Annotated in this window: 2 protein-coding genes; both read right to left on the bottom strand. The window is 69.0% G+C overall.

Annotated elements, in window-relative coordinates; translation table 11 throughout:
* Nucleotides 1-23 precede the first annotated feature (23 nt).
* Complete coding sequence (locus QMK34_RS09650) at nucleotides 24-10,013, bottom strand: non-ribosomal peptide synthetase (protein WP_326413359.1); 9,990 nt, start codon at nucleotides 10,011-10,013, stop codon at nucleotides 24-26.
* Nucleotides 10,010-20,542, bottom strand: a complete 10,533-nt coding sequence (locus tag QMK34_RS09645; RefSeq protein WP_326413358.1) for a non-ribosomal peptide synthetase — start codon at nucleotides 20,540-20,542, stop codon at nucleotides 10,010-10,012. Before QMK34_RS09645 ends, QMK34_RS09650 begins: the two co-directional genes overlap by 4 nt.
* Nucleotides 20,543-20,570 lie beyond the last annotated feature (28 nt).

Raw genomic sequence — 20,570 nt, 5'->3', positions numbered from 1 at the left:
ATTCTCTCCTACGTCAAGGAATTTCACACACGAACCAGTGCGAGGTCAAGTATTTTGGCGATTTTTCCGAGCGATTCCGGCTGGGTCATGTCGGCATGCGCACAATCAACGGGGTGAACCTCGATCCCCGCGACGTGCGGCCCCCAGAAAGTGACCGGATCCTCGTTGTTGTCCGACGCGGCGAAATACACCATGCTGCCGTCGAAGGTCCCCGGGACATATCGCCGGGACAACTCGTCGTTGTTACGCCACACCCGGACCAGCCGCCGCAACTGGGCTTCGTCGAAGGCGACCGGCAGGCCGGACGAGGTGACGAGCGCCGCGACCTGCCCGGCGCTCAGCTCGCCCGGACCCGGCGGCACCCCGACGGCTCCGAGAATGGTCGCGTAGATCTCCTGCTCGCCGACCGCTTCGTCGTCGGAATCGCGTGGGCGGCTGTCAAGACTGGCCAGCAGGGCGACGTCTTCCCCCCGCTGCCGCAGCAGTTCGGCGATCCGATGCGCGACGAGGCCGCCGAACGACCAGCCGAGCAGATGGTAGGGGCCGACCGGCTGGATCCGCCGGATCCGCTCGAGGTAGTCCTCCGCCATCTCTTCGACGGACGTGGGCAGTGGCTCGTCCTCCTCCAGACCTCGGGCCTGCAGTCCGTACACCGGGCGATCCGGGTCGAGGTGCGGCACCAGTCCGATGTAGGACCAGCTCAGCGAACCGACCGGGTGCACGCAGAACAGCGGTGGCCGGGATCCACCGGGACGCAGAGGCAGCACGACGTCGAACGCGCTCTCGGCGGTCATGGGCTGGCTGAGGCGTTGCGCGAGCCCGGCCACCGTCGGCTGTTCGAACAACGCGCGGACGCCGATGTCGGTTCCCAGCACCGTTCGGATCCGGCTCACGAGCCGGGTCGCCGTGAGCGAGTGCCCTCCCAGGTGGAAGAAATCGTCGTCGACGCCGACTGACGGCAAGCCCAAGACCTCGGCGAACAACACGCTGAGGGTGTGTTCGGTCAACGTCCGGGGCTCCCCTCCTCTCGCCGTCGCGGCCGGAGCTGGCAGCGCCGCGCGGTCGAGTTTCCCGCTGGCGTTCACCGGGAAAGCATCGAGCACCACGTAGGCGGAGGGCAGCATGTAGGGCGGCAGCCGGTCAGCCGCGTGCGCCCGCAGCACCTCGGGGTCGCACCCGCCCAGCAAGTACGCCACGAGCTGGTAGTCACCGTCGGCGGCCGGCCGCGCCAGAACGACCACCTCGTCGACGCTGGGATGGCTCCGCAGCACCGCCTCGATCTCACCCGGCTCGACCCGAACACCCCGGACCTTGACCTGCTGGTCGACCCGCCCCAGGTACTCGACCTGCCCGTCACGGCTCCAGCGGGCCCGGTCACCGGTGCGGTACAGCCGTCCGCCGGACGAGCTGAACGGATCGGCGACGAACCGCTGCGCGCTCAACGCAGGCTGCCCCCAGTAACCTCGGGCGAGCTGCACCCCCGCGAGGTACAGCTCGCCCACCACTCCCGGTGGCACCGGACGCAGCCACTGGTCCAGCACGAACACCCGGGTGTTCCACACCGGCCGGCCGATGGGGACGACCGGCACATCGCCGGGCGGTGACGTCCACGACGTCACCTCGATCGCGGCCTCGGTCGGGCCGTACAAATTGTGGAGTTCGGCGTCGAGCGTCGAGTGGAATCGATCACGCAGCACCACGGGAAGCGCTTCACCGCTGCAGAACACGCGACGCAGCCCGGTGCACTCCCCCGCCTCGGAGAGGAACTCCCGCAACATCGACGGGACGAAGTGGACGTCGGTGACTTCGTACCGCCGGATGACGTCGGCGAGGTACCGCGGGTCCCGATGGCCTCCCGGGCGGGCGACCACCAAGGTGGCGCCGGTGATCAGCGGCCAGAAGAACTCCCACAAGGAGACATCGAACCCGCAGGAGGTCTTCTGCAGCACCCGCCCCGCCGCCGGCAGGTCGAACGTGTCCCGCATCCACAAGAGCCGGTTGACCAGGGCTTGGTGCGAAACGACCACTCCCTTCGGCTTGCCCGTAGAACCCGACGTGTACATCACATACGCCGCTCCCGAGCCGGAAACGGGGCCGAGCGGACTTGCCGATTCGCCGGTGATGTTCACCTCGTCGAGCAGGAGCACCGGCCGGGCGTCTTCGATCAGGTGGGCCACGCGTTCGGGCGGGTAGTCCGGGTCGATCGGCAGGAACGCCGCGCCGGTGCGCAGGACAGCCAGGAGCGCGACCACCAGATCGACCGAACGCGGGAGCTCTACCGCCACGACCCGCTCCGGGGCGGCGCCCAGGCGCGCCAGCCGGCCCGCCAGCCGCTCCACCCTGGCGTCCAGCTCGGCGTAACTGACCTGATCGTCCTCGAACAGGACCGCGACGGCGCCTGGGGTGGCAGCGCTCTGGGCACGGAACAGCTCCGGCACCGTGACCTTCGGTGTCACGTGGGCGGTGCTGTTCCACGAGCGCACCACCTGGCCGCGTTCGGTGTCGTCCACCAGCTCCAGCGCACCAACGCGCTGGGCCGGATCGGCGATGACGATCGCCAGCACCTTTCCCAGCCACCCGGCGATCCGCTCGGCGGTATCGCGATCGAACAGGTCGGTGCTGTACTCCACCGTCCCCGCGATCCCGGCCGGCGACCGCCCGTCATGGTGTTCCGCGTAATCGACGAGCAGGTCGAACTTCGCCGTCGCCATCTCCACCTCTTCCACCACCGCGTGGACGTCGGTGAAATCGTCGTCGCCCTGCGGCAGGTTCCGGGCCACGAGCATGACCTGGAAGAGCGGGTTCCGAGCCAGCGAGCGTGCCGGGTTCAAGGCGTCCACGACCAGCTCGAACGGCACGTCTTGGTGCGCAAACGCCGCGAGGTCGGCCACACGGACGCGGGAGACGAGATCCTCGAAAGCCAGATCGCCGGAGACATCCGTGCGCAGGACGAGCGTGTTGACGAAAAACCCGATCAGGTCGTCCAGTGCCGGCGCGGACCGTCCAGCGATCGCGGTGCCGATCGGGATGTCGGTGCCGGCCCCCAGCTTCGCCAGGGTCACCGCGAGCGCGGCTTGCACGACCATGAACACCGTCGCCCCCGCGCGGCGGGCCAGTTCGGTCAGCGCGACGTGTGTCCTGGCGTCGAGCTCGAACGGCACCCGGCCGCCCTTCAGCGACAAAGCGGGTGGCCGGGGCCGGTCGAACGGCAAGGTTAGTTCGTCGGGGACATCGGCCAGGGCCCGCCGCCAGAAGTCGAGCTGGGCAGTGACCGCGCTGTCCGGATCGGTCTCATCGCCCAGCCTCTCGAGCTGCCAGAGCGCGAAGTCGGCGTACTGGACGGGTAGCGCGGTCCAGTCGGGCGCGCTACCACCCGCACGGGCGCGGTACGCGACGGCGAAGTCGGCAGTGAGCGGCCCGAAGGACCACGCGTCGCCGGCGATGTGGTGAAGCACGATGGCGAGGACGTATTCGTCACCGTCCTGGAAGAGCCGGGCGCGGATCGGCAGGTCCGCGGCCAGGTCGAAGGTCTCTTCGGCGAAGGCCTCGACCGCGGGGGCCCCGGCGAGGTCGAAGCGCAGCCCGGCCAGCGCCTCGGCGGGTGAAAGGATCCGCTGGTACGGCGCGCCCTCGTGGAGCGGGAACACGGTACGAAGACTTTCGTGCCGGACGACCACATCCGCGAGTGCGACTCGCAGGGCGTCCAGCTCGACGACTCCGGAAAGCCGCACAGCCGTGGGAATGTTGTACGCCGAGCTCGATTCGCCGAGCTGGTCGAGGAACCACAACCGTTGCTGCGCGAACGAAAGCGGGATTCGCTCCGGCCGCTCGACGGCACGCAGGACGGCCCCGGCCGGGTGGCTGCCGGTGTCGATGAGCTGGGCGAGAGTGGCCGGTGTCGGCGCTTCGAACACGGCCGACACCGGCAGATCGACGCCGAACGTTTCGCGCACCAAGCCGGCCAGCCTGGTCCCCAGGAGGGAATGCCCGCCGAGGTCGAAGAAGCTCTGGTCGACGCCGATCCCGGACTGTCCCAGCACCTCTTCGAAGAGCCCGCACAGGATCTGTTCGCGCGGGGTGCGGGGCCGGTTGCCCGCTTGGCCCTTCAGCTGCCACGACGGTTCAGGGAGGGACTGACGGACGATCTTGCCGTTCGTGTCGAGGGGCAGCGCGGTCATCGCCACGAGCGCCGACGGCACCATGGCCGCGGGAAGCTTGGCCGTCAGCGCAGTTCGCGCCGCCACCGGGTCGAACTCGCCGTCCGGCACCACGTACCCGACAAGTGAGGGCTGACCGGCGGGATCGACGCGGACGGTGGCGACCGCTTCGCGGACCCCGTCCAGGGCATGCAGCGCGGCCTCGACTTCACCGAGCTCGATCCTTACCCCACGCACCTTCACCTGGTCGTCGACCCGCCCGAAGTATTCGAGCTCGCCGTCGCGGCCCCAGCGGACACGGTCGCCGGTCCGGTACACCCGCGATCCGGGCGGCCCGAACAGGCCCGCGACGAAACGCTCGGCCGTACCACCGGCCCGGCCCACGTACCCGCGTGCCAGACCCGCACCACCGACGTACAGCTCGCCGATCACCCCCGGGGGCACGGGCTGCAGGTCGGCGCCCAGTACGTAGAGCCGGGTGTTCCGTACCGGCCGTCCGATCAGGACTGGCCCGTCGACGCCGACGAACGCGTGCGTCACGTCGTCGGAGCATTCTGTCGGCCCGTAAGCGTTGATCAGTTCGATGCCGGGGAAGCGCGCGAACCAGGCGTCACGCAGGTCGGGAGGAAAGGCTTCACCGGTGACGAGCAGCCGGCGCGTACCGGGCAGCGTCAGCCGCTCGTCCCATTCTTCCAGGGCGGCCCGAAGCAGTGACGGGACGACTTCGACCACGGACAGCCGCTCCGCGTCGACCACTTCGAACAGGCGGCGGGGGTCCGCCCGCAGATCGGCTCCCACGACCCGGACGGTCCCCCCGGTCACCAACGGCGCGAACATCTGCCACACCGAGATGTCGAAGGTGAGCGGCGCGTTCTGCAGCACAGTGTCTGCGTAGGACAGATCCACATCCTCGACCTTCGCGAGCAAGTGGTTCACCATGCCGCCGTCGCAAACGACGACGCCCTTGGGACGTCCGGTGGAACCGGAGGTGAACAGCACGTACGCGGCATCATCCGGTCGCCGCGGCACCAGCGGGAGATCGGGCACACCGGTCTCGGGGGTCACCACCAGCAGTCCGGGCACCGCCGCCACGATTTCGTCGGCCAGCGCAAGACGGCGCGGGGACGCGACCAGCCACGTGGCACCGGCGTCGGCAAGCATTCCGGTGATCCGTTCCAGGGGAGCCCGCGGATCCAGCGGCACGTAAGCGCCGCCCGCGGCCCAGATCCCGAGCACGGATCCAACGAACTCCCGGCCAGGGTCGGCGAGGACGCCGACGACGGCGGCGCGCTCTCGCAGCGGCGCGGCGACGCCGCAAGCGAACTTCCACAGCTCGCCGTAGGACCACTCCCCCTCGTCGTCGGAGACGGCGACGCGATCCGGGGTGGACCGGGCGATCTGCCGCACCCTGGCCACGACGTCGACGAACTCGACGTCGCGTGTCGTGTCGTTCCACGAGGTCAGCACCTGGTGTTCTTCCACCGCGTCGAGCAGTGTGAAGGAACTGATCGGGCGGTCCGGTGTCGTGGCCAGCTCTTCGAGCAGCCGGCCGAGACGTTCGGCGATCCGGCGGGTGGTGTCCTTGTCGAACAGGTCGGCGCCGGCTTCCAGGAACGACCTGATCCCGATCGGCTGTCCGGTTTCATCGTGCTGTTCCCGCATGATGAACATGAGGTCGTAGTCCATCGCCTCCAAGGCCTGCTGTTCCAAGCCACCTTCGAGGTCCTCGAACTCGAAATGGGCTTCGTCGAGGTTCTCGAACTCGAGCATCACCTGGAACAGGGGGTGCCGGGCCGGCGATCGCACCGGGTTCAGTGCGTCGACCACCCGTTGGAAGGGCACGTCCTGGTGGCCGAAGGCAGCGAGGTCGGTCTTGCGGACGCGGTCAAGCAGCTCTCGGAAGGTCGGATCGCCGCCCAGATCGGTGCGCAGCACGAGAACGTTGACGAAGTTGCCGATGACGTCGTCGAGTGCTTCGTCAGTACGGCCGGCCACGGCGGTGCCGAGCGGGATGTCCGAACCCGCGCCGAGCTTGCTCAGCAACACGGTGAGGGCCGCCTGCACCACCATGAACGCCGTCGTACCGGTCTGCCGGGAGACCGCGGTGATCGCCTGGTGGGTTCCTTCGCCGATTTCGAAGTCGAAGCCATGGCCGCGGTAGGTCGGCACCGCGGGCCGGGGGCGATCGACCGGAAGCGTCAGTTCCTCCGGCAGACCCGCGAGCGTTTCCGTCCAGTAGCCGAGTTGGCGCGCGATACCACTGTCCGGGTCGGCTTCGTCGCCGAGAACGACCCGTTGCCAGAGTGTGTAGTCGGCGTACTGCACCGGCAGCGGGGACCACGACGGTTCGCTTCCGGTGTGACGCGCGTGATAGGCCTCCGTGAAGTCGCGCGCCAGCGGGACCAGGGACCAGCCGTCCACCGCGATCTGGTGCAACACCAGGACGAACACGTGTTCGTCCTGAGCAACTTTGAACAGGACCGCGCGCAAAGGGAGTTCCGTCGCGGTGTCGAACCGCTTGTTCACCGCGCTGATGGCCTTGTCGACGTCGTAACCTTCGACCTCGGCGATCTCCAAGCGGGCCAGCTCACGAGCCGGGTCAACGTCCAGGACGAGCTGGCGAGGTTGTCCTTCGACAACCGGGAACAAGGTGCGAAGCGCTTCGTGCCGTTCGACGATGTCCGCCAGCGCCGCGTCGAACGCCTCGACATCCAGCTCGCCGCGCAGGCGGATCGCGAGCGGTGGCATTTCGATCGAGTCTTCCGTTCCGGCCAATTCGTCCAGGAACCAGAATCGCTCTTGGACGTAGGACAACGGCAGGTGCGTCGCGGGCCGCGCCATGGGCGTCAGCGCGAGGCGTTCGCCGGACGAGTCCGAGATCCTCGACGCCAGCTCGGTGACGGTCGGGGCCTCGAAGATCGTCCTCACGTTGAGATCGGCCCCGAGAGTCGATCGGATGCGCCCGGTGAGCCGGGTGGCCAGGATCGAATGTCCACCGAGGTGGAAGAAGTTGTCACCGACGCCCACCACGGGGGTCTTCAGCACCTCGGCGAAGAGCCCGCACAGGATTTCCTCAAGAGCGGTTCGCGCGTGCTTGCCTCGCTCGCTGGAGATGTCCGGATCGGGCAACGCCCGGCGGTCCACTTTCCCGCTCGGTGTGAACGGGAAGTTGTCCACCACGACGAACGCCGAAGGCACGTGCGACATCGGGAGCCTGCTGGCCAGTCGCTCGCGCAGCTCGTCGGGCTCGGTGGTCCCGGTCACGTAGGCAACCAGACGTCGATCTCCCTCATCACCCCAAGCGAGGACGAGTGCGCCGGTCACGCCGTCCAAGGCGCCGAGTTCCGCTTCGACCTCCCCGAGCTCGATGCGGAAGCCGCGGACCTTCACCTGCTCGTCCGTGCGACCGCGGTACTCCAGCTCACCGTTCTGCCACCGGACCAGATCACCGGTGCGGTACATGCGGCTGCCCGGCGGGCCGAAGAGATCCGGCACAAAGCGCTGGGCCGTCAGGCCAGGACGGTGCAGATAGCCGCGCGCGACCTGGGTGCCGGCGACGTAGAGCTCGCCGGGAACGCCGGGGGGCACCGGCCGCAGCGCGTCGTCGAGCACGTAGGCGGCGGTGTTGGCGATCGGCCTGCCGATGGGCGGTGCCTGCTCCCGATCCTCCGAAATCCCGAACACCGTGGCGTTGATCGTCGTTTCGGTGGGTCCGTAGTAGTTGACGACTCCGCGGGCCGCCGCGCGCAGCCGGGCCGCGAGGCCGGAACCGACAGCCTCCCCGCCCACGAGTGCCAGCACCGCGCCCAGCGCGGTCGGGTCCTCGTCCAGCACGTAGCGCCACAACGTGGGGCTGGCGTCCATGATCGTGATGCCCGCGTCCCGGATGAGTGCTACCAGCTCCGCGGGGTCACGGACGACGTCCCGGTCGGCGATGACGACCGTGGCACCGGCGACAAGCGGCGCGAACAGCTCCTCGATCGACGCGTCGAACGTCGGCGACACGACGGCCAGCACCCTGTCACCCGGGGCGTGACCGCAGGTCCGGACGACTTCGCTGATCGCGTTGACGAACGCGCGTACCGGGACCACGACCCCCTTGGGGCGGCCGGTCGAGCCCGAGGTGGTGATCAGGTAGGCCGACTGCTCCGGCGAGGCCGTCCGGCCAGGGTTGCTTTCCGACCAGCCTCCCTCGGCCTCGGCGTCTCGCAGCGTCACCAACGGCCGGGTGTCCTCGACGAGGGCCGCGAACCGGGCCGGTGGGTACTCGGGGTCCATCGGAAAGTACACCGCGCCCGCCTTGGCCACCGCGAGCGCGGCGACGACGAGCTCCGCGCAGCGTGGCAGCACCACGGCGACCACTTCCTCCGGCCCGGCGCCCGCGTCGATCAGCCGATGGGCCAGCCGGTTCGCCTGCGCGTTGAGCTGCCGGTAGGTCAGCGAGACGCCGTGGTGCTCGACCGCGGGCGCGTTCGGTGTCCGGCCGGCTTGCGCCTCGAACAGTTCCACCACAGAGGCGGCGGTGGAGTGCGGTGGACCACGGCGGGTCGCCCGGACGGCTTCCTCCTCGGCCGGGGAAAGGAGTTCGAGCCCTGCCAGCGGGCGATCGGAGTCGGCGACCACGGTGTGCAGCAGGTGGATCAGCCGGTCGAGGGTACGGCGGGCGAGATCGGCGTCGAGGACGTCGTCGCGGTACTCGAAGCGCAGGTGCAGGCACCGGTCGGGGACCGCGGTCAGGCTCAGCGCGTAGTGGGTCGCATCCCGGGCCTCGGCGGCGCTCAACCGCACCCCGTCGATCACTTCGTCGACGCCTTCGGACGCGAGCGGGTAGCTCTCGAACACGAACGCCGAATCGAACAGTTCCCCGAGGCCGGCCTGGTGCTGGATCTCCCACAGCGCGAGGTGCTGGTGCGGGAGGAGGTCGAACTGCGCGTGCTGCAGCCGGACCAACGTTTCGGCGAGCGTCGAGGCCGGGTCGAGCCGGACCCGGACGGGAATAGTGTTGATGAACAAACCGACCATGTCCGAGATGCCCGGGACCTCGGGCGGTCGGCCCGCGGTCACCGCGCCGAACACGACGTCGGACCGTTCGCTCAGCTGCCCCAGCACGATCGCCCAGCACCCTTGCAAGACAGTGTTCAGGGTCATCCCGTTGGCTCTCGCCCACGCGGTCAGCTCGTCAGTCAGCTTTTCGGGCACCTGGGTGACCAGCGCGTCGGGCAGCTTCGGCGTGCGGAGCAGACCCGGCCGGGCGACCAACGTCGGCTCGGCGAGGCCGTCGAGGACGGCCCGCCACGCGTACTCGGCCGCTGCGCGGTCCTGCCCGCGAAGCCACTCGTAGTACCGGTGGTGGTCGGGCACCGGCCCCACCAGGTTGCCGCTGTAGAGAGCGAACAGATCACGCAGGATGAGCGGCATCGACCAGCCGTCCGCCAGCACGTGATGATTCGTCGACACCAGCCGGTACCGCCGCTCGTCCAACCTGAGCAGCAAGAACCGCATGAGGGGTGGCTTTTCCATGTCGAACCGGAGTAGACGTTCCTCGTCGACGACGTCCTCCGCTTCGGACTCCGGGCGGTCGCGGAGATCCACCTCTCGCCAGGGCAGCAGGGCGCGGGCCGGGATGACCTGCACCGGCTCGCCCGAACGGAGCCGCCGGAAACAAGCGCGCAGCTGCGGATGCCGGTCCAGCACGGCCTGCGCGGCCGCGTGCAGCGCGTCTACGTCCACCTCACCTTCCAGGTCGACCACGAGCTGAACGTTGTAAACGTCCACCCCGTCGAGTGCCGCGTGGTAGAGCAAGCCCTCCTGAAGCGGGGTCAGGGGGAGGACGTCCTGCAGTCCCTTGTTCGTCACAGCGTTTCCTCCGATGCGAGGCCGAAAGCGAGCTCTTCCAGCTCGTCCTCGGCGAGTGCGGTGAAGGTCAGTTCGGCGGTCCTCGGTTCGGGACCGGCCGATCGGGCGATCAGGTTTTCCACCGCGCGAAGCCACCGCGTGGCGAGACGCCGCGCATCGGCGTCCGCCAAGACGTCGCCGGCCCAGATCCATTCGGCGACGAGCCGATCGTCTTCGATCGCGGCGTTCACCACCAGCACATGGGGCAACGGCATGTCCGGATCGGCTTCCGCGACCGAGACGGCTTCCGGAGTCCAGTCGCCGACCGCGTTCGCGCCGAACCGGCCCAGATAGTTGAAGCAGATCTGGGGTACCGGACGGCCGGCCAGGCCGGATTCCGGGTCGAAGTGCCGGAGGATGCCGTAGCCGATCCCGTTGCCCGGCACCGCCCGCAGCAAGTCCTTCACCCGGCGCAGGGCGTTGTCACCGGCTTCGAGCCGCACGGGGTAGACGCTGGTGAACCAGCCCACCGTGCGGGACAGGTCGACACCGTCGACGACCGGCTCGCGCCCGTGTCCTTCCAGGGCGACGAGGCGCGGCCGGCCGAGCGCTTCGGCGAGACCGGCCAGCAGGATGTCCCGGACACCAGCTCGCAGCTTCACGACCGCGGTGTCGAGAAGCTCGGCCGTCTTGCGCGGGGACAACTCGAGCCGGGTACGTCGTGCCGTGAGTGTGGTGTCGTGAGCCGGGTCGAGTGGGCGGCGGCCCAGGAGCGGGTCGGGACCTTCGTGGACCTTGAGCCAGTACTCGGATTCACTGGGACGCTGCGCCGCGAGCAGCAGGGACCACTGCCGCAGCGACGTGCCGACCGGTTCCAGAGTCTCACTCCGCCACGCCGTGGCGAGGTCTTCCGTGAGGATGCGCCAAGACACGCCGTCGACGACGAGGTGATGCAGCACCAGCAGCAACCGTCCGGGTTCGTCCGGGCCCGCGTCGAACCACACGGCCCGCAGCACGTCACCCTTGACCGGGTCCAGCTCCGCCCTCGCCGCCGCGCCGTATCGTTCGATCTCGGCGTGGAGTTCGTCCGCCGCGGCCGTCACCCGGCGGACGTCCACGTCGACCGAACCCCTTGGCCGAACGTAGATCTCCCAGCTGTCCGTCAGCTGCAGCCGCAGGGCGTCGTGGTGGTCCGCCAAGCTCCGCAGCACTTCCCGGAGCCGAGCCGTGGTGGCACCGAGCGGGGTGGTGAACACCATCGCCTGGTTGTACCCGGCGAACGGGCCGCCGTGGTCACGCAGCCACGCGACGATCGGAGTCGGTTCGACACGGCCTACGCCGTCCACCTGGGGAAGTTTCGCCGCGCTGCCGACCGGGAGCGCGAGCTCCGCTATGGCGCGTGGTGTCCGGCTCATCAGGATGTCGCGAGGCGTGATGACCCACCCCGCCTGCCTCGCCCTGGCGACGACCTTGAGCGCGATGATGCTGTCGCCACCGAGGTCGAAGAAGCTGTCGTCGGCCCCGACCGCGGATAGGCCCAGGACATCCGCGAGCACGTCGCAGACGGCACGTTCAACCTCCGTGCCGGGCAACGCCGAGCCGGCCACGAAAGTGGGGTCGGGCAGGGCCGCGCGGTCCAGCTTCCCGTTCGGAGTGAGCGGGAAGGCCGCCACTGTCGTGATGGCGGCGGGAACCAGGTGTTCGGGCAGCCTGCCACGCAGGTACTCGCGCAACTCGTCCGGCTCGGCGCCGCCGATGACGTAGGCCAGCAGCCTTCCGTCACGTGCGGTCGCGGCGGCGTGGGACACACCGGGGTGCCCGCCGAGCACGGATTCGACCTCACCCAGCTCCACCCGGAACCCGCGAATCTTGACCTGCTGATCAGCGCGTCCGAGATACCGCAGTTCGTGGTCCGCGGTCCACGCGGCGAGGTCCCCGCTGCGGTAGAGCCGTGCGCCGGCGGGCCCGAACGGATCGGCGACGAACCGGTCGGCAGTTCGCGCCGGGTCGCGGTACCCACGTGCGACCTGCGCGCCGCCGAGGTACAGCTCACCGGAAACGCCCGGTGGCACCGGCCGCAACCACGGGTCCAGGACATAGGCGGAGGTGTTGTCGAGCGGTCGGCCGATGGTCGGTTTCGTGCCGGGTTCCAGTGCGCCGGTGATCGTCGCCGTCACCGTCACCTCCGTCGGCCCGTACGCGTTGATCATCCGCCGCCCAGACGCCCAGCGGTCGACCAGCTCCGGCGTGCACTCCTCACCTCCCACGATCAGCGTGATCCCTTGGGGCAGGCCATCGTCGGGCAACGTGGCGAGCACGGTCGGCGGAAGCACCACGAGATTCGCCTTCGTGTCGGCGACCAGCCGGGCGAGCGACTCACCGGGGAGACGCTCGTGCGCCTGCGGCAGCACCAGCGTCGATCCGCTGAGCAGCGCCACCAGGATCTCGCCGAGCGCGGCGTCGAAGCTCAGTGGCGCGAACTGGAGCAGCCGGGTGCCCGGACCCGCGTCGAACCTGCGGTGGTGGTCGGCGGCCAGCGCGATCACGTTGCGGTGCTGGACGACGACGCCCTTCGGGGTTCCCGTCGAACCGGACGTGTAGACGACATACGCGGCGTTGTCCGGGGACAACGGGGCCGACCTGTCGTTGTCGGTCGGAGCGATCGGTGAGGCAGCGTCGAACTCCGGGCCGATCTCGTCAAAGACGAGGACCGGCGTATCGAAAACGCGCTGGACGCCGGAGGTGACGAGGGTGAGGACCGGGCGGGCATCCCGGATCAGGTGGGCGATGCGGTCCCGCGGGTAAGTGGGGTCCACGGTCAGCACCGCCGCGCCGGCCTTGAGCACCGCGAGCAGCGCCACCACCAAATCGGTCGACGGCGGCATCATCAGCGCGACCACGGCTTCGGGCCCGGCGCCCGCTTTGATGAGCACGTGGGCCAACTGGTTCGCGAGCTTGTCCAGTTCGAGGTAGCTGGTCTCGACGCCATCGCACAGGACCGCAGGCAACCGGGTCCGCAGACGCGTCTGGTATTCGAAGACCTCGGGCACCGCGGCCTTCGGCAAATGCCGGCTTTCGCCGTGCTGACCGACGTTTTCGCTGACGTCGAGCGTGCCCAACACGGTGTCCGGCGCGGCGGTGCCCTTGGCCAGGAGATCGATGAGGCGATCGGCCAGTGACCGTGCGGTCGCCTGGTCGAAAAGGTCGGTGTCGAACTCAAGGTAGCCCTGCATACCTTCGCTGTCCGGCGTGAAGGAGAACGACAGGTCGAACTTGGCCGTGCCCGTGGGAACGGGAGTGACGGCCGCGACCAGACCGGGCAGGCCGAGGTGCGCCTCCGGAACGTTCTGGAACGCCAGCAACACCTGGAACCTCGCCGCCATGCGTTCGAAGGGCAGGTCCTGGTGGGCGAAGGCGCTCAGGTCGGCCTCACGCACCCGAGCCAGGACCTCGCGGAAGGTGGGGTTCCCCGACAGATCAGTCCGGAGCACGAGGGTATTGACGAACAGCCCGACGAGGTCGTCGAGCCCGCTGCCCGACCGACCGGCCGTGGGCGTGCCGATCGGGATGTCAGTGCCCGCGCCGTGTTTGGCGAGCAACCCGGCGAGCACGGCCTGGACGACCATGAACTCGGTCGCACCGCTCGCTTCGGCGAGACTCGCGACGTTCTCCCGCAGTGCGCGGTCGACGCGGAACGCGACGACCGCACCTCGCCGGGTGGGCGCGGCCGGGCGCGGCCGGTCGATCGGCAGCTCGATCTCTTCCGGGAGACCGGCCAGTGTGGTGTTCCAGAACTCCTGCTGCTCTCGCATCTCGAGAGTTCGTTGCCAGCAGGCGTACTCGGCGTACTGGAGCGGCAGTGCAGGCCAGTCCGGACTGATCCCCCGGAGGCGCGCCGAGTACGCGTGGGAGAGGTCGCGTGCCAGCGGGCCGAACGACCAGCCGTCGGCCGCGGCGTGGTGCACGACGAGCAGCAGGACGTGCTCGTTCTCGCCAGACTCGTACAGCTTCAGGCGGATCGGGAGGTCGACGCCGAGGTCGAAGGGTTCGCTGGCGTTCCCGACCAGCTCCACTTCGATCGGCTCCCTCCCGACCACCGTCAGTTCGGGAGCGGCTTCGAGAATGACCTGGTGAGGTACGCCGTCGGTCTCGGTGAAGATCGTGCGCAGACTCTCGTGCCGGGTGACGAGGTCGACAAAGGCGGCGTGCAGCGCGCGCCGGGCCAAACTCCCCGTCAGCCGGATCGCGACAGCGATGTTGTATGTGCCCGACGGACCCGAGATCCGCTGCTCGACCCACATCCTCTGCTGCGCGTAAGACAGTGGCAGCCGGTCCGGCCGGGGGGTGTCCGCGTCCAGTCGCGGAGCCTCGGGCTTCACGGCCAGGAATTCGGCGAGGCCTGCCGGGGTCGGGCTGTCGAAGACAGCGCGGATCGGCAGCTCGGCGTTCAGGCGGGTCCGGACCCCGTTGATCAGCCGGGTCGCCGTCAGCGAGTGTCCTCCCAAATGGAAGAAGTCGTCGTCGACGCCCACGAACGGTACTCGGAGAACGTCGGCGAACAGTTCGCACAAAGCCGCTTCGGCAGCCGTCCCAGGCGGTCGCCCGCTGCTGGTCACCGCCGGCGCCGGCAGCGCACGCCGGTCAAGTTTTCCGTGCGGCGAGAGGGGAAGACTTTCGATGGACACGAAGAACGCGGGCACCAGGGCGCGAGGCAGGTTCGCGACCGCGTGCGCTCGCAGCGCACTCGGGTCGACGTCGCCTATCACGTAGGCGACGAGCTGAAGATCGCCAACCGCCGAGGGACGGGCCAACACCACCGCTTCCGTGACGTCCCGGTGTTCCCGCAGCACCGCCTCGATCTCGGCGGGCTCGACCCGGACCCCGCGGATCTTGACCTGCTCATCGACCCGGCCGTGGTAGCGCAGGTCGCCACCGTTCCAGCTGGCGCGGTCACCAGTGCGGTACATTCGCGCGCCCGCGGCGCCGAACGGACAGGCGACGAACCGCTCGGCACTGAGGTCGACCCGGCCGAGATAACCACGGGCCAGCTGGGCACCGCCGAGGTACAACTCGCCCACGATGCCCGGTGGGACCGGCCGGAGCCACTGGTCGAGAACGTACACCTGGGTGTTCCAGACAGGACGCCCGATCGGCACGACCGCGGCCGGACCAGGAGGTGAAGTCCACGCGGTCACGTCGATGGCGGCCTCGGTCGGGCCGTAGAGATTGTGCAGTTCGGCGTCCAGCGTTCGATGGAAGTCGTCGCGCAGCACTGGCGAGAGTGCCTCGCCACTGGTGAACACCCGGCGCAGCTCCAGTCCCTTGGCCTCGGGCAGGAACTCCCGCAGCATCGAGGGCACGAAGTGGACGGCCGTGATCCCTTCCCGGCGCACCAAGTCAGCCAGGTAGGCCGGATCCCGATGCCCACCGGGTCGCGCCACCACCAGGGTCGCACCCGTGATCAGCGGCAGGAAGAACTCCCAGACGGACACGTCGAAACCGCAGGACGTCTTCTGCAGCACCCGGTCCGAAGACGACAAGCCGTAGGTCTCCTGCATCCACAAGAGACGGTTGACCAGCGCCGCGTGGGACACGACCACGCCCTTGGGGTTCCCCGTCGAACCCGAGGTGTAGAGCACGTAGGCGGCGTTCGACCCGTGAAGGCGTGGGATGAACGGCGCCAGCGGGGTGCCGGCGGGTGCGGCACCTTCGAAGGGGGGCACCAGCGGCTCGATGTCTGGAGGCAAGAGGCTGGACATCTCGGCGTTGGTCACCACGACCACCGGAGCGGCGTCGCCGAGGAGGTGAACGATCCGTCCTTCGGGATAGTCTGGATCGATCGGCAGAAAAGCCGCGCCGCAGCGCACGACGGCGAGCAGCGCGACGATGAGCTCCACCGAACGCGGCAGCAGCACCGCCACCACGCGTTCGGGCCCGGCGCCCCTGGCCGCGAGTTCGCCGGCCAGCCGATCAGCCCGCGCCGCGAGGTCGGCATAGGTGAGGCACTCGTCCTCGAAGACGACCGCGGTGGCGTCCGGGATCGAAGCCACGCGGGCGTACACGAGATCCGAAACCGTCAACGCCGGCACCGGGAAGTCCGTCGAGTTCCATTCGTCCACGACGAGAGCGCGCTCGGCGGGTTGCAGAACATCGATTTCCGCGATCGGCCGCCGGGGATCCGCCATGACGTCATGGATGAGTGAGCGCAGCCGTGCGACGAGCATTTCCACCGTCGCACGGTCGAAAAGATCGGAACTGTACTCGACAGCGGCCGAGACACCCGTGGGAACCCCAGCGGCGTATCGCTCGACGTACTCGACGAGCAGATCGAATTTCGCCGTTCCCGTGTCGATTCGCTCGACCGGCACTCCAGCCAGTTTCTGTTCGAACTGAGCGGCGAGCATGACCTGGAAAAGCGGGTTCCGTGACATCGAACGGGTGGGGTTCAGCGTGTCGACGACGAGTTCGAAGGGCACATCCTGGTGCGCGAAGGCCGACAAGTCGGTCTCACGCACCCTGGCGACCAGTTCTTCGAAAGTCGGCGCCCCCGACAGATCGTTGCGCAACACGACCGAATTGACGAAGAATCCGGCCAGCTCATCGAGAACAGGATCGGGGCGGCCACTGACGGGTGTTCCGATCGGGATGTCGTTCCCTGCGCCGACCTTCGCCAGCAGCAGCGCCAGAGCTGCTTGGAGGACCATGAACACTGTCGACCCAGTCGCACGAGAGACGTCCACAAGGGACGCATGGGTTTCCGGGTCGAGTTCGAACGTCACCCGGTCACCGGCGAGGGACGGCCCGGCCCGGCGCGGCCGGTCGAACGGCAGAGCCAGCTCGTCGGGGACTCCGGCGAGCGTCCTTCGCCAGAACTCCAGCTGGGTATGGGCGACGCTACCGGAATCGGACTCCTCCCCCAGCAGATTCCGCTGCCACAGGGTGAAATCGGCGTACTGGACCGGCAACGCCGACTGATCGGGGGCCGTGCCGGCGACGCGAGCTTCGTACGCCGCCGCGAGATCCCGCGCGACGGGTTGCCATGACAACGCGTCCGCGGCGATATGGTGGACCACGAGCGCCAGGGCGTGCCCCCCGTCCTGGCCCGGCAACAGGCGGGCGCGGACCGGTAGGTCGACGGCCAGGTCGAAGGGCTCGTGGGCGAATGAGGCGGCCGCGGCCGCGGGATCTTCTTCCGGACCGGGCGCGACGTCGAAGCTGAAGCACTCGCGGGCCTCCGACGGGTCCATGACGCGCTGGTGCGGCACCCCCTCGTCGACAGGGAACACCGTGCGGAGGCTTTCGTGCCGCGCCATCAGGTCGCACAGAGCCTCACGCAGGGCGTCACACAGAGCCGGCTCGTCGAGGCTTCCTGGCAGCCTCAGCAGCATCGGCACGTGGTACGCCGCGCCGACCTCCCCGAGCTGGTTCAAAAACCACAGTCGCCGCTGCGCGAACGAAAGCGGGATCCGCTCGGGCCGGATGGCCGGGCGCACGGGCGGCCTGGCGGTGTCCCCCGTGGCGAGTGCGGGTGCCAATCCGGCGACCGTCGGATTTTCGAACACCGTCGACACCGGTAGCTCGATCCCGAAAGCGAGCCGGATCTCGCCGACCAACCGGTTAGCCAGCAGCGAATGGCCACCCAACGCGAAGAAGTCGTCCCCGATGCCGATGCCGGGCAGCTCGAGAACCTTGGCGAAAAGACCACAGAGGATCTCTTCCCGAGGATCGCGTGGCTGCTCGCCGTGCGCGCGCCAGACCGGATCCGGCAACTCCGCCCGCTTGACCTTCCCGTTGCCGTCCAGTGGGATGCCCTCGACCACGATGAGCGTCGCCGGGACCAACGCGGCCGGCAGCCTTTCGGCCAGGTCCCTGCGCGCGGCCGCGGCGTCGAACGCACCGTCCGGGAGCACGTAGCCGATCAGGCACGACTGGCCCGTCGGGTCGGGCCGGACCGCCGCCACGGCGTCGACGACGTCGCTCAACGCGCGGATCGCGGCCTCGACCTCGCCGAGTTCGATCCGGACGCCGCGCACCTTGACCTGGTCATCGGCGCGGCCGAGGTATTCGAGTTCCCCCGTCCAGCGCACCCGGTCACCGGTGCGGTACATGCGCGTGCCCGGCGGCCCGAACGGATCCGCCACGAACCGTTCGGCCGTCCGGCCGAACCGACCGGCGTATCCACGGGACACACCCGTGCCGGCGACGTACAGCTCCCCCGCCACGCCCGGCGGAACCGGCCGCAACTCCGGGCCCAACACGTACAGGCGGGTGTTCCGCACGGGACGGCCGATCGGCACCGGGCCACCCGCCCGCAGGACGGCGTGCGTCACGTCGTCGGAGCACTCCGTCGGGCCGTAGGCGTTCATCAGGCCACTGCCGGGGAACCGCGCCTTCCAGGAGTCGCGCAGATCGGCCGGGAACGCCTCACCCGTCACCACGAGCCACCGGGGGGCGGGTACTTCCGCGTCCCATAGGTCGAGGGCGACACGCAGCACGGACGGGACGACCTCGACCACGGACACGCCCTCGGCAGCCGCGAGCCGGAACAGCGCGGCGGGGTCCGACCTGAGTCCGGCACCCACGACCCGCACCCGGCCGCCGAGCAGGAGCGGTGCGAACATCTGCCACACGGAAATGTCGAACGTCAACGGCGCGTTCTGCACCACGCCGTCCGTGGCCGAAAGGTCGAGATCCTCGACCTTCGCCCAGAGGTGGTTGACCAGCCCGCCGTCGCAGACGACCACGCCTTTCGGACGGCCGGTCGAGCCCGAGGTGAACAGCACGTAGGCCGCGTCATCAGGCCGGCGCGACACCAGGGGGAAGTCGTTACCTGGAGCACGCTCGACGACCACGCGAAGGCCCGCGACCGCCGCGGCGATTTCCTTCGCCAGGGCGAGCGATCGGGTCGGACTCACGAGCCACCCGGCACCGCTGTCGGCGAGCATCCCGGCCAGCTGATCCAGCGGCATCGACGGGTCCACCGGAACGTACGCCCCGCCGGCACCCCACACCCCGAGAACCGACCCGATGAACTCACGGCCCGGCTCTCCGATGATGCCCACCACGCCGCCCCGCCGCAGGCCTGCGTTCACCAGGCCAGCCCCCGACGCGGCGGCGAAGGTCCACAGGTCCGAGTAAGACCAGGTCCCTTCATCGTCCGTGACGGCGACCATCGACGGTGCGACGTCCGCGAGGTCCCCTATCCGCGCCAAGACTTCGTCGATGCTGCCGGGATCATCGTGCGAGGTACCCGCGTGCACGTTGGCGGGCGCGACGTCGATGCGCGCGAGCCGATCCTGCGCGCCCAGGCCGGCGAAGTCCGTCAGGTACCGCACGAGTTGCGACACGTGCTTGACAAGGTCTTGTTCCGAGTAGAGCGCAGGATTCGCATACACGTGCAGCGTGAAGTCGCCCGCCGCGTTTTCGCCGAACATGAACTCGATGTCGTCGACCGGACCGGAAGTAAGGTCGTGCGCGGTGGCCACGCAGTTGGCAAACGAATACTCGCCGCCAAGGCCGAGAATGTTCACCGTGGGCCCGAAGGGGCGTGAGTCACCGGGTAAGCCCATGTGGTTGCGAACGAGCGCCACCGGATAGCGCTGGTGCCGGACCGTCTGCTTGATCTCGTCCGCAGCGTGCGCGAAAAGATCGGCGCGGGTCATGTCCGGCCGGATGACCATCGGCAACGGCAGGGAGTTCGCGACCATACCGGGCACAGTCCTCATCACCGCGCCTTTGCGCGCGCTCGCGATCATGTTCACCAGCACGTCCGACGTGCCGGTCATTCGCTGCACGTACGCCACGGTGGCGGCGATGAGCGCCTCCGGAACGGCGATCCGTGCCGCCCAGGCCGCGGCCTCGAACTTTTCCCGGACCGAACGCGGGAGGATGCCGCACTCACGGATGAAGTCCGTCGCCGGTACGGCCGCACGACCGGAAAAGCCGGCCAGTTCCGGGGTGACCGGAAAGCGCTCGCTCCACATCGCGCGATCACGCTGATACTGGGCGGACCCGTCGTGGTACGCCACATCGTCGTCGATCAGCAACCGCAACGACCGCAACGCACCCTCAGACAGCGGCTGGTCGCCGTCGATCGCGGCGTACACCTCCGTGAACCGCCGGAAGAGGAGGCCGTGGCTGAAACCGTCAGCGCTGATGTGGTGGAAGGCCCCGTAGAAGAGGTGGTGCTCGGCGGAGAGCCGGATCAAGGTGAAGCGCGGCAGCATCGGCGCGTACAGGTCGAACGGCTTGCGGGCGTCGGCCCACATCCAGTCCTCGGCTGACGTGCGGCTGAGCTCCAGGATCTGGACGTCCGGCTCGGCGGGCACGATCAGCTGCCGCGGTTCGCCGTCGTCGAAAACGAAGTGGGTGCGCAGGCACTCCGCCTCTTGGCACACCGAGTTGACAGCGGTGATCCAGCGCGTGGCGTCGAGGGGGCCACGGATGTCGTAGTAGCCGGCGATGTTGAACACGGCGCTGTCCGGCTGGCTGGCGCAGCGTTGCCACATCGCCCGTTGCGCGGAGGTCAGCGGCAACGCAATTTCCGACATCGCGGCACTCCTGTTCGTGGTGGGGACC

Source organism: Amycolatopsis sp. H20-H5 (assembly GCF_035828755.1).
In the GTDB taxonomy this organism is placed as follows: domain Bacteria; phylum Actinomycetota; class Actinomycetes; order Mycobacteriales; family Pseudonocardiaceae; genus Amycolatopsis.
Note: the sequence above shows the minus strand (reverse complement) of the source record. Positions and strands in the feature narration are given on the sequence as shown.